The sequence below is a fragment of the Paraburkholderia franconis genome, from assembly GCF_009362735.1.
GTDB classification, from domain to species: Bacteria; Pseudomonadota; Gammaproteobacteria; order Burkholderiales; family Burkholderiaceae; genus Paraburkholderia; species Paraburkholderia franconis.
On the sequence record NZ_WHNP01000067.1, the window covers coordinates 24,963 to 36,589 of the forward strand.

The 11,627-nt window shown below is 59.2% G+C and carries 11 protein-coding genes and 2 pseudogenes; 6 read left to right on the forward strand and 7 right to left on the reverse strand.

All coding sequences use genetic code 11. The features are described 5' to 3' along the window. Positions 1-101: 101 nt before the first annotated feature. The 3 genes from GCT13_RS38035 to GCT13_RS38045 form a co-directional block, all read right to left on the reverse strand. Positions 102-1,094 (reverse strand): LysR substrate-binding domain-containing protein, encoded by a 993-nt coding sequence (locus tag GCT13_RS38035; protein WP_152767114.1) that lies wholly within the window; start codon positions 1,092-1,094, stop codon positions 102-104. Positions 1,095-1,226: 132 nt separating this feature from the next. Next, positions 1,227-2,162 (reverse strand): ornithine cyclodeaminase family protein, encoded by a 936-nt coding sequence (locus tag GCT13_RS38040; protein ID WP_227747220.1) that lies wholly within the window; start codon positions 2,160-2,162, stop codon positions 1,227-1,229. Between the two features lie 136 nt (positions 2,163-2,298). Beyond that, complete coding sequence (locus GCT13_RS38045) at positions 2,299-3,408, reverse strand: cis-3-hydroxy-L-proline dehydratase (RefSeq protein ID WP_152767115.1); 1,110 nt, start codon at positions 3,406-3,408, stop codon at positions 2,299-2,301. A 109-nt stretch (positions 3,409-3,517) separates the two neighbouring features. On the opposite strand from GCT13_RS38045, the gene GCT13_RS38050 reads away from it, so the two are divergent. Beyond that, on the forward strand, positions 3,518-4,546 hold the full coding sequence (locus GCT13_RS38050; RefSeq protein ID WP_152767116.1) for a GlxA family transcriptional regulator: 1,029 nt from the start codon (positions 3,518-3,520) through the stop codon (positions 4,544-4,546). A gap of 274 nt (positions 4,547-4,820) precedes the next feature. Here GCT13_RS38050 and GCT13_RS38055 read toward each other — a convergent pair whose 3' ends face one another. After that, positions 4,821-5,426 (reverse strand): TetR/AcrR family transcriptional regulator, encoded by a 606-nt coding sequence (locus tag GCT13_RS38055; RefSeq protein ID WP_152767117.1) that lies wholly within the window; start codon positions 5,424-5,426, stop codon positions 4,821-4,823. Positions 5,427-5,555: 129 nt separating this feature from the next. On the opposite strand from GCT13_RS38055, the gene GCT13_RS38060 reads away from it, so the two are divergent. Beyond that, complete coding sequence (locus tag GCT13_RS38060; protein ID WP_152767118.1) at positions 5,556-6,479, forward strand: NAD-dependent epimerase/dehydratase family protein; 924 nt, start codon at positions 5,556-5,558, stop codon at positions 6,477-6,479. A gap of 2 nt (positions 6,480-6,481) precedes the next feature. Next, positions 6,482-6,826, forward strand: a complete 345-nt coding sequence (locus GCT13_RS38065) for a DoxX family protein (protein WP_152767119.1) — start codon at positions 6,482-6,484, stop codon at positions 6,824-6,826. A gap of 158 nt (positions 6,827-6,984) precedes the next feature. On the opposite strand, the pseudogene GCT13_RS38070 reads toward GCT13_RS38065, so the two are convergent. Together GCT13_RS38070 and GCT13_RS38075 are read right to left on the reverse strand one after the other, a co-directional pair. After that, positions 6,985-7,709: pseudogene (locus GCT13_RS38070) on the reverse strand (IS6 family transposase). A gap of 43 nt (positions 7,710-7,752) precedes the next feature. Beyond that, positions 7,753-8,130 (reverse strand): annotated as a pseudogene (locus GCT13_RS38075) (IS5/IS1182 family transposase); the annotation flags it as partial. Between the two features lie 456 nt (positions 8,131-8,586). Here GCT13_RS38075 and GCT13_RS38080 point away from each other — a divergent pair. Further along, positions 8,587-9,015: a VOC family protein gene (locus GCT13_RS38080; RefSeq protein WP_152767120.1), complete on the forward strand. Its 429-nt coding sequence runs from the start codon at positions 8,587-8,589 to the stop codon at positions 9,013-9,015. A gap of 45 nt (positions 9,016-9,060) precedes the next feature. Here GCT13_RS38080 and GCT13_RS38085 read toward each other — a convergent pair whose 3' ends face one another. Beyond that, a complete protein-coding gene (locus GCT13_RS38085) occupies positions 9,061-9,912 on the reverse strand; it encodes a class I SAM-dependent methyltransferase (protein WP_152767121.1) in 852 nt (283 codons plus the stop codon). Positions 9,913-10,184: 272 nt separating this feature from the next. On the opposite strand from GCT13_RS38085, the gene GCT13_RS38090 reads away from it, so the two are divergent. Both GCT13_RS38090 and GCT13_RS38095 read left to right on the forward strand, forming a co-directional pair. Then, positions 10,185-11,198 carry an AraC family transcriptional regulator gene (locus GCT13_RS38090; RefSeq protein ID WP_152767122.1) on the forward strand — a complete coding sequence of 338 codons (1,014 nt, stop codon included), beginning with the start codon at positions 10,185-10,187 and terminating at the stop codon, positions 11,196-11,198. Positions 11,199-11,383: 185 nt separating this feature from the next. After that, positions 11,384-11,627 (forward strand): transposase (locus GCT13_RS38095; protein ID WP_152766407.1); only part of this gene is annotated, 244 nt, incomplete at its 3' end.

Consider the following 11,627-nt stretch of genomic DNA (forward strand, 5'->3'; position numbering starts at 1 on the left):
ACTACAACGAGTCGCATCCGCACAGCGCCCTGAAATACTGCTCTCCACGCGAATTCCGCCAGCGCGCAACTTCACCAACCGAAGCGTGACCGCGTGTCCGGTCATGCAGGGGCAAATCCACACCAGCTGGACTGCATCTCATCCACTTCCGTCGCGATCCAGGCTCGGAAAAGCTGGTATTCCGTTCGCTCCTGTGCGCTCTTATGTGCGACAAGGTGATGGTGCCTATCATGGAAGACCAGACATTCTTCAACCGGTCTTACGAGAAGGCCTTTTTCGACTTGACGGTGAACCAGATGGTGCCACCCCAGTAGCGTGCCTTCGCCAGCTTCCGCCTGAGATACAAGTAGGCGATAGTCGTTGCTTTCGAGGTTTTCGCCTCCTATGAACCGCACGCCGATATCGCCTTGCTGGAACCAGTTTCGCCACACACACCAGTCGACGTGCTCACCGAGATGCGTTCGGCCAAGCGGAGAGAGGCTCAGCGTGCTGTGCTTGAGCAAATCAAGTGGCGAAAGGCTCTTGCCGCGATAGTTCTCCTCGAGAAACTGTTTGCTGCAAACGGGATATACAATGTCGTGGAAAAGTCTTTCGGCCGTATATTCCGGTTCCCGCGGCGGGTTTTTTGTAATTATCACGTCCGGGTCGATGAGTCCTTCGAACTCCTTGTAATCATCGGTGACGACTATATGAAGCCTCACATCCGGAAACCGTTTTCGGAATGCCGCAAGGCGAGGCGCGAGCCATAACGCGGAAAATGCATGAGACACGCAGAGGATCAGTACGCTTCTTTCACGCCGACGCAGCGCCTCGACCGACTCCGCGATGTTCATGATGGACAGATAGGCCGCGTTGTATAAGATCCTACCGGCTTCCGTGAGCGCGATGTGCCGACCTGAACGTTCGAAGAGGACGATATCCAGCGAATCCTCTAGCTCTTTGATCTGACGGCTTATTGCTCCCTGCGTGACACAGAGAACTTCAGCCGCCTGCGTGAAACTTTCATAACGCGCGGCCGTCACGAAGCACCTCAGCGCTCTAAGAGAAGGCATCTGGGCAAGCAATCGGTCAGCGAAAGGCTGCATTTTCGACATGAGCTAGATCTTTCTGTGGCCTATTCCAGCAGGACGGATCCATCTGAAGCGTCCGACGCGACGCGGAGCCGATGGAGGCCCCTCGTCTCGTTGACTTCTTCTGCAGGACAGAGCAGGTCTTCGGGACCGCTGTTATACGCCGGCACCCGATTCTTTGGCAGCCGCTAGTGCTATGAGAAGGTCCAGGTGCGCTCCCCCCGCGTTCTTGAACACCGTCGCCTTCCGGCTTCGTTGTGGCGCAGTCTGAACCATTTCGAAGAGATCGCTCTTGATATCGCCTCGGGCGAGCGAGCCGTTGGCAATAGCTTGCATGATGTCTCCAGCCTCGACTGCGGTGTCTCTGAAGTCCACAAAAACATCGGATTGTTCAATCACGTCGTCATCAGCCTCGCGCATGTCGGGCCGGTATCCGCCGACGAGATCGACATGTGCACCGCGTTTCAAGAACCGACCTTTGATGATCGGACTGACCGAGCCCGTGGCGGCGGAGATGATATCTGCTTGCGATACGGCATCGTTAACATCCGTCACCACTTCGATCGTCCGCCCTGGTTGCTGCAATGATTGAGCGACGTTGCCGAGCTTCTGCGGAGTGCGGTTCCATAGCATGATCCGCTCGATGGAAGGCCTGACATGAATATGCGCCTGCGCCAACGCCAGTGCGATAGGCCCCGCTCCGATTACGAGCAACGTCTTGCTGTCGTTGGCCGACAATATCGCAGATGCAAGCGCCGAGTCTGCAGCGGTCTTCCAGCGCGTGACTTCCGGGCCATCGAGTATGCACGAGATGGACTTCTTGTCTTCGTCGATCACAATGAAGATAGCGTCCTCGGTCGGCAGCGGGTTCTCTCTATGTGCGTTTGGAGGATAGATAGAACAGACCTTGACACCTGCTCCATAGCCGGGAAGCACGACGCCTCGCGAAAACACGCTGAACGGACCGCTTTGAAGGAGCAGATCCTCAGTGCGAGGCCGCGCACCGAGATGACCGTCACGAAGTGCCTCAATAGCGCGTTCCCACGTCATGACTGAACGAATATCTCGCGCGGACAACATCACAGCGCTCATCTGGTCACTTCCTCTGTTTTTGCGAAAGTCCGGTTCTTGAACCAGCGGGTCGAAAAGCTACTTCTGTGCAGCGTCGGTGGGAGTGAGCGCTCGATTGCGAAAATCATCGAGCGCTTTACTCCGTGCGCGATCCGTATCAAGCCGATTGACCGATAACGGCAACAGGATCACCGAGCACGTCCATTTTGGGCGAGACGCCAAGACCTGGCTGAGCCGAGACTGACATGTAACCGTCATTCAGTTCCGGCCCCCCCGAAGCGACAGTGAGACTGTGGTACTCATGGAACGCCGACGACTGGAAGTGAAAACCGGATGGTGTCGAGTGAGCGAGATGGCAAAGCGCGGCAGTCGCAATTTCTCCGCCCCACGAGTCTTCAATGGTGAGCGAAATTCCCATTGTCACGGCTAGATCCCGGAATTGCCTGGCCTTCGTTAGACCGCCTACACGACTCACCTTGAGATTGACCACGTCCATCGCTCGATCCTGCCAGCCACGCATCAGCAAGCGAATGTCTTCCATGCACTCGTCGAGGATCATTGGATGATCGGTGTGTTGCCTGACCGTGAGGCATTCCTCATAGCTGGGGCACGGCTGTTCGATGTAGATATCGACGTCCCGAATCGCTTTGACAACGCGCAGCGCTTCGTGCTGTCTCCAACCGGTATTCGCATCTGCCGCCAGGACATTGCCGGAGCGCAGTTCAGCAGACACCTTGCGGATGCGCTCGATATCCGAATCTGCGCCCGCACCGACCTTCATCTGGAACTGTTTGAAACCCTGGTCCTGATACTCCCGGATTTTTTTCGCCATGGCATCCGGGTCTTGCCGACTCACCACCTTGAAGAGCTTGACGTCGTCTTGCAGACGCCCACCGAGCAGGTTGTAGACCGGCTGGCTGGTCGCCTTGCCCAGGATGTCCCAGCAGGCCATATCCAACGCTGACTTCACATACGGATGACCCTTCAGGAGCTCTTCCATCCGGAAATTGATCCGACCAATCTGACACGGATCTTCCCCGATCAAGCCCTCGGCAATCTTGATGAGGCCCGCGCGAGCGCCTTCAGCATAGGCGGGCAGGTAGGACGGTCCGAGCGGGCAAATCTCGCCGACACCGGTGAGTCCAGAGTCCGTTTCGACGACGATCACGGTCGAGTCGAACGAGGCAAACGAAAACGTGGACCAGCTATAGGAACCCTCTTTGAGGGGCAGGTCTACCTGGTAGAGAGAAATCTTCGTGATCTTCAAGATGGCGCCTCCGTGCCGTTTGCGTGTTGATGCGGAAAACTATAATTGCCCATGCCTCAAAAAAATTGTATGTTTCGGACAATCGGCGGCACGGTGATGGAGGCAACGAATGCGGGGCGACTACTCTTTTCTGCGGCCGAGCAAGTCCGCGCCAGAGGTCGATGCGCCGCTCAGAATTGGCATCGCGCCGACTCCGGACTTCACCCTGATGTCGCTTTCGTGCTTTGTTGAATTTCTGCGACTGTCGGCAGACGAGTCGGACTTCAGCAGGCAAATCTACTGCTCGTGGGACCTTCTGTCTCACGAGATGTTGCCGATCCGATCGAGTTGCGGTTTCCCGATGCTTCCGACCAGACTCTTCGGCGACCCGTCCGCATATGACTACGTTGTCGTGCACGGAGGTCTGTTGCATAGTGCCGAGCCAATCCCGGACGAGCTTTACCGATTCATACAATCCTGCGTTGAAGCACGCATCCCTGTCGTCGGGCTCTGCACAGGCCAATTCATTCTTGCGGAACTAGGATATTTGACCGGAAAGCGATGTGCTGTTCACTTCTCGCTCGCGCAAGCGATGCAGAGCAACTTTCCGGACGTCATCGCTGTGACGGATGCCCCTGTCGTAGTGGATGGCGGATTCATTACATGCCCGGGCGGTCTCGCGGCAATCAACCTTGCAATGCACCTGGTTACGACCAACTGTGGGAATACGCGCTCACACAAGGCGCTTCACTATCTGCTGGCCGATAGAGGATTCGAAGAAATCCAGGCTATGAAAGAAGACTCGGAGATCGGCCTGCATTGCCCGGACCGGCGGGTCGTGAATGCAGTCGGCTTGATGAGGCAACGAACATTTGAGCCAGGTTCAATTGCCGGCATCGCACAAGCGATCGGAACGACCGAGCGCGAACTTACCCGACTTTTCAGGAAGCATCTTCGTGTCGCACCCCTTCAGTATTGGAGGGGCATGCGCCTGAATGCCGCAAAATGGATGGTGGTCAACAGCGACCGGTCGATTACGCAGATCGCATACGAGTGCGGCTTTACAGACAGCTCGCATCTCATACATTGGTTCAAGCGCGAATTCAACGTCACCCCGTCGAAGCTGAGAAGACTTCAGTCAGATTTTGGCGTGCATTAAGCCGAGTCCGTCGGGCGAGCGACGCTTGTACGTCCGCAGCGGACGTTGTGGTGACGCGACCCTGTACGGCGGTTCAGGGTCGGTGTCAACCGGCCGCCTCGCGCTCAGGAGTGACCGACGCAGTGCGGGCCACAAAACGACACTCACAATTTTAGAAACGCGCCTGGATCGTGCGGAAACCGGTGCCGAGTACGTTCGGAAACGCGTGTCTTGCTTTCCGCGCTACACTCTGCTGCGCTCTGCATGCAGTGGCTCGCATCTTATGCGGCGCTCCTTAGCGAAGTGCAGCCGCCACTGCCTCGTCGATCTGCAGCGCAAAGCGCGCTTCGACATTGGGCACCGTGTAGCCAATTGTCAGTTCCAGATACGCGTCGCCCAGCACCAACTGAACGAATGTCGCTGCCCGCAATGCAGCAGTCGATTCGTCAAATCGCTTTCGCAGAATTTTTGCGGCGACGGCACGCACGACCTTTGCACCATTTTCGTAGAACACCTGGCCGAGTTCCGGAAGACGCTCGGCCTCAGCAACGATGGCCCGGTAAAGCCGCAGATTATCGGGCGTGATCAGGTTTTGTGCCAACAGCCATCCCAACTCGCGCAACTCGACTTCGGGTGAGCCATCGGATTGCTCGTCCTGAGCGCTGGCAAGAATTCCACCTACCTGAGCGCACATCGAGCTCACCAGACCAACGAAGAGCGCCTCCTTCGACCTGAAGTGACGGTAGACCGTCTGTTTGCCGACGCCAGCGGCCGCCGCGACATCGTCCATCGTTGCCAGGCCGAAACCCTGGCTTAAAAAAACGGTTTTCGCGCCATCGAGGATGGCAGACCGTTTGCGGCGTTGCAGCGGGCTCAGGCGAGGAAGAGAGGAAGCGTTCATGGGAAATAAATACCAGATCGCCGAGCAGTTGACAAGACTGGGCAGTCTCGTCTACATTTCCATAAACGAGACTTATTGGTCTCGTTTATGTGACTATCTAACTTCGCAGGCAATCGTTGGGAGAACGCCTTGGAACTGTTCATTACAGGCGGTACTGGCTACATCGGGCAAGCGGTCGTGCGCAAGGCAATCAGCCTCGGCCATCGGGTGACGGCGCTGGTGCGCCAGGACAGGTCGGCGGCGGCAAGCGCGCTGGCACGTCTCGGTGTGAAACTGCATTCCGGCGACCTGCGTGAGCCAAAGTCTTTCGCTGTAACTGCCGGTGCCGCTGATGGCGTAGTGCACATCGCGTCGACCAACGATGCTTCTGCCGCTGTTGCTGATGAGGCCGCGGTTGTAGCGATGCTTTCTCATTTGCAGCCGGGCGCGGCGTTTGTCTATACGTCGGGCACCTGGGTCTACGGCAATACGGCGGGGGAGCCCGCGACTGAAGCATCGGCGCTCAACCCGACACCACTCGTCGCCTGGCGGCCCGCAGTGGAGCAACATGTGCAGGCGCTGGCAGCGAGCCGTTCGATTGCCGCGGTGATTCTCCGGCCGGCGATGGTGCACGGCTACGGTGGCGGCATCTTCGGCATGCTTGCCGGGATGGTCCGTCAGACTGGCAGTGTGAGGGTCGTCGGCGATGGTCGCAATCACTGGCCTGCCGTTCACGTCGATGATCTCGCCACGGCTTACCTAAGCGCGGTGGAGCAGGCGGCAACCGGAGACGGTCGAGTCACGGGACAGATCTTCAACGTGGTCGCGGAAGATGCCGTTGCCGTTGCCGAAATAGGTGAAGCGATTCGGGCCTCGGTCGGCGCCGATCGCGTCGAACTCTGGCCGCTCGACGATGCTCGCAAATCGCTTGGGCCGTTCGCTGACGCACTGGCGCTCGACCAGACAGTAAGCGGCCAGCATGCCCGGCGAGTTCTTGCGTGGAAACCCCATGGCCCCGGCCTGATTGCGGACCTCTCTGCACAAAAACACTTTCAGCAAATTAACGGAGCATGACGATGGCGTGGAACAGTGCGTCTCTCGAATCGACCCTCGCGATGATCGTTGCGGTTCTGTTCGCGGTTGCTGGCGTGGTCAATCTCGCAAGACCCGGCGCGGTGAAGCGCGACTTCGCACGCTGGGGTTATCCGGCATGGTTTCAGTTGCTCTGTGGCGCGCTCGAGCTGCTCAGTGCGGCACTTCTTCCTGGGCAACAAACCAGAGTCTTAGGCCTAACGTTGGCCGGTGCGATCATGATAGGCGCGCTCTTCACGTTGGTGCGAAATCGAGAGCCATTCCGGCATCTCGCCCCGGCGCTGGTCTTTTCGGCTCTGATTGTGGTCACTTTGGCTGCCCGCGGTTGAGGCTTCCTCACCATCAGGCGAGTGAGCCCGGGACGCTAACGGGCCGCGCGGGCGATCCGTGCTGCGGGTACTTGAAAAACGCACACGAATGATTCGTCCCGGCGGGTCTAGCACGTTGAGTTGTTCGCGACGCAATGACGGAGAGGGAGCCCGTGCTCTCAGAAAGCGGACGAACCTTGGGTGAGCTCAGTGAAGTGACGCCATGCGACAAAGCGCGTGGCGAGTGGGTTGCGATAAAGGGAGGCGCGTAGCAAATGTCTCTTGAGCGCGAAGAGCTGCCGGATCGGGCCGAAGCTCGACAGGAACGCCTGGGTGCGTTGAGGGACTCGGAAACCACGCATCCGACGCTCGCGTTCCCGCGTGGGCTGATGACTGTTTTCGGCGCGGCTGTTCACCCGGGCACTGGCTTTGACGAAGACATGCCTGACGTTCGCCAGCTCGGCGATTTCGGCTTTCGCGGCCCGATAGCTGCGTAGTTGGTCGGTCACAATCTTGCGCGGTGCTTCGGCACAGGAGGCAAGAACGCGCGCTTGAAGAACCGTTTCGCCGCGGTCCTGTCGCGGCGCTTCTGGAGAAGAATATCGGGTTCGACGCCGTGTTGGTCGACCGCACGCCACAGCGGCCAGGGTTCGCCGCGCAGCGTCACGAACACCTCGTCGAGGTGCCATGTCGCGCCAGGTTTGCGCCGGGAAGCCTTAACGCGATGCGCAAAGCCCGTGCCGAATTTATCGCACCAACGCCGGATCGTTTCATAACGGACCACGACGCCACGCTCGAACAGCAACGCTTCGATGTCGCGCAGGCTCAACTGAAACCGGAAGTACCAACGCACCGCGCAGCTAATGACCGCCGCAGGGAACCGGTGACCGTTGGTCTTTGTCATCTGGTCATCTAAACTCGACCGCCCTTGCCAACGTGACAATGCCCACGTCACGCATCACCCGCCCAACGCGCGAGCGCAACGTGCGCAGCGTCTTCTTCATGCGCTTGTACTGCTTCGCATTGGCGTAGCGGCCAATCTGACGCGCCAGGTGCGGCGCCTCGCGATTGTAGTTCTGCCGCAGCTTCAATCCGTGCCGTGCCGCAGCCTTCACCAGATGTTCGCGACACCGTTCGAGCAGGCGCGAATCGGTTGGATGGGCGATCGCCTTTTGCATGACCGTCGTGTCGACGATCACGCGTTTCGCGCTTGAGGCCTTGATCACGTTTGCGCGCTTCGCCGCTTCGATCGTCTCGGCCAGCAGTTCTTCAACGCCGGCTTCTCCCAGGCGCTTGCGCCAGCGCGTCAGGCTCGACGGATCGAGAAAAGCGGCGCTGTTCGATCGACTTCGCGCACACGACTTCTGTTTCGCCGCAGGTCCCTGCTGGTCCCCAGCAGAAGTTTTCGAGACCTTTCGCGATGAAGAATTGCTCCGGGGAGCATATCGGCGAATTGCATGGCGCTCGCCGGGTTGCCCGATTGTCGAAGAATGCTGACATCTCTAGTCGGCCATCTACGGGCCGCTTGACTAAAGTCGGAAAGGGACAATCGAGCGTCAGCAGTACGCCTATTACGTGACACAGTCGATGCCGCGAGCGCTACCGAACCCGCCCGATCGCCGTTTTCGCTGCCGCGTGGGGATGCCTGCCGCGCACCTGAAACAGGCCTACACTCGTCCATGCACCGCGCTACCTGAATACTGACCGCCATATCAGTTCGACGGGCGCGGGCGGACATGTTCGTTCCTCATGGTGCCGCTCATTCGCGGCAAGGAGAAGCCATGGAAAAGATCCCGAAAGCCACAGCCTTGTTCATCGCAGGCTTCGGCCCGATTGTGATTGAAGCCCAGGCAAGCCGCGAACTCTACAGTCGGGCCTTCGGTATCCCCTTCAAGGAAGAGAAAGGCGGCTACCTCCATACGGAGAGTCTGCAAGGCGCAAACACCTTCGCCTTGTGGCCGCTCTCTCAGGCCGCTCAGTCGTGCTTCGGCACGGATTTGTGGCCTCGTGACCTATCCATCCCGCAAGCCTGGATTGAGTTTGATGTCGACAACGTCGAAGCGGCTACGGGAGAACTTGAATCACGAGGGTATCGGATGCTGGTCAGCAACCGGAATGAGCCGTGGGGCCAGACCGTCAGTCGCTTCATCGGGCCGGAAGGATTGCTGGTAGGAATCACCTTTACGCCATCGATGCGGCAAGAGAAATGATGGCGTCAAGGCGGCAGTCCCGCGTGCAGCGACTGATCTCGCGCCCTAACGTTTGCGAATCACAACTTCGAGGTATTCACCCGGCACCACAAGCGACGACGTCCCCGCGACGTTAAACCGATCGAGCAGGTTTGCGATGTCCTGCTCCAGTGCCGCCTGCATTGACGGGTCGAGCGCGGCGAAAGCCTTCAGTGCCGGTCCGTAGAATTCGCGAAAGACCTGGATCCAATGCGCCCCGGAGCGGTAGCGAAAATTGAACTGTTTGCGCTGGCACAGTATGTCGGTGGCCTCGGACCCAAACAGAGCGACGATGTGTGGCTCGGTTCCCCAGAGCGCGGGGGACTTGAGCCCAGCGGGCGGAGGGAAGTAGCCGCCGATCACCTTGAACAACTGGCCAATGAATCCTTCGGGCGTCCAGTTTGCCAGTCCGATGCGTCCGCCGTCGCGAAGCACACGCAGCATTTCCCTGGCGGGACGCGTGTGATCCGGCGTGAACATCGCACCGAAGGTGGACAGCACAACGTCGAAGCTGGCGTCCTCAAACGGAAGATCTTCTGCATCGGCGACCTTGAAAACAACCTCCAGACCTTCGGCGTCGGCCCGTGCCTTGCCCTTCTCGAGCAAGGCGGGGACGTAGTCTGTCGATGTCACGTGGGCAAACCGGCGGGCGGCGGCGAGGGTGGCATTGCCATTGCCCGCTGCGACATCGAGCACGCGTTCGCCGGCTCGCACATCGATAGCCTCGGCGAGGGACTCGCCGACGATCTGCAACGTCGTACCGATTACGGCAAAATCTCCGCTTGCCCAGGTGGCTTGCTGCTTTGACTTGATGGCATCCAGGTCAGGTTGCGCCAAGGGCCGCGTATCGGCGGCTGAGATAATGTTCAGAGCTTGCATCGTCGTTCTCCGGGAAGTCTCGAGGATCGCCTTGACTGGCGAGCAAGTGCAGTATGTCGTGGCGGTTTTCGTCGCACCTTTCCGCAAGTCGTCGTGAATTGCTCGCGTGTCTTCCGTTACAGCGCGGCGACTTGCGAGGCATGCCGCGACTCCGGCAAACTTGATCGCACAGTCTTGGACACAATGGTGCACATTGAGGCCAAGGGCGGCCCAGGTTGAACGCCGATGGCCGAACGTATGACGCGAGGCCACATGGCTCATGAGAGGCCGATATGAGCCACGACACCCTTTCCGATGTGCTGCGCACCGTACGCCTGCGTGGGGCGCTCTTTTATCGCGTCAATGGCAGCCGGAACTGGGCCGCGGAAGCGCCTCCCGCTCGCGAGATCGCCGATGCCGTCATGCCGGAGTCGGAGCACGTGATGGAATATCACGTCGTCACGCGGGGAAGTTGTTGGGGCGCGATAGTCGGCGAGGCACCCGTCCGTCTCGAGTGCGGCGACATCATCCTTTTTCCGCATGGGGACGCGCACGTCATTTCAAGCGCGCCTGGCATGCGAGCACAGGCAAATGTCGCTGGATTGTCTGAAAGAGTCGACCAGTTACCCTTCACGTTGAATCTGGATGCGGTCGAGGGCAACGGCGACATGCCTTGCGATGAACGTTACGAGACAGGGCTGGTGTGCGGATTCCTCGGTTGCGACCTACGACCGTTCAATCCGCTGATCGATACGCTGCCGCGGCTATTGCACCTCACATCGACGGGCGGGCAGGACTGGATCACCCACTTCATGCATCAGGCCGTCGCGGAATCCCGGAGTAAGCGGCCGGGTGGCGAGGCGATGCTCGAGCGCATGAGCGAAATGATGTTCGTCGATGCGGTGCGCCGATATATCGACATGTTGCCGGAGGAGAGCAGGGGCTGGACTGCGGGGCTTCGGGACCGCTTCGTTGGTCGCGTGCTTGCGCTTGTGCACGATGACCCGGCAAAGGAATGGACGGTAGAGCAGTTGGGCGACCGGGTCGGATTGTCACGGTCGGCATTGCATGAGCGATTTCTGGAGATGATCGGGCTACCCCCGATGCAGTACCTGCTCAATTGGCGAATGCAGGTGGCCGCGACGCTTTTACGAAACACAAATGCGACGGTTGGTTCGGTAGCACTGGAAGTCGGTTACGCCTCGGAAGCAGCGTTCGTCAGGGCGTTCAAGCGGGTTGTCGGCAAACCACCTGCCGCATGGCGCCGGGAGAAGGCGCGCGGGGCGCATGCGACGCATGGGCGCTGAGTAACTGGCGTCAAGCCGCGGTGTCCGCAACGTCGTCAGCAGTGCAACAACGTTCATCAGCTCCGCGCCATGGGCATTGGGCTCAAGTCGGCCAGGGAACGAAACCGCTCGCGCGGTATTCACTCCGTTTAAACTGAAGTTGACCCGGCAAAACGGACACCTATCCTTTTACAGGAGGTGCCGAAATGGGCAAGACTCGTACACCGTACCCGGCGGAATTCCGGGCGCAGATGGTGGAACTGGTCAAGGCCGGGCGCACACCGCAGGAGCTCGCTCGCGAGTTCGAACCGACGGCGCAGACCATCACCAACTGGGTTGCGCAAGCCGAACGTGATGCTGGGGTGCGTCATGACGGGCTGACCACGGCCGAGCGGCAGGAGCTTACGCGGCTGCGCCGTGAGAATCGCCAGTTAAAAATGGAGCGCGACA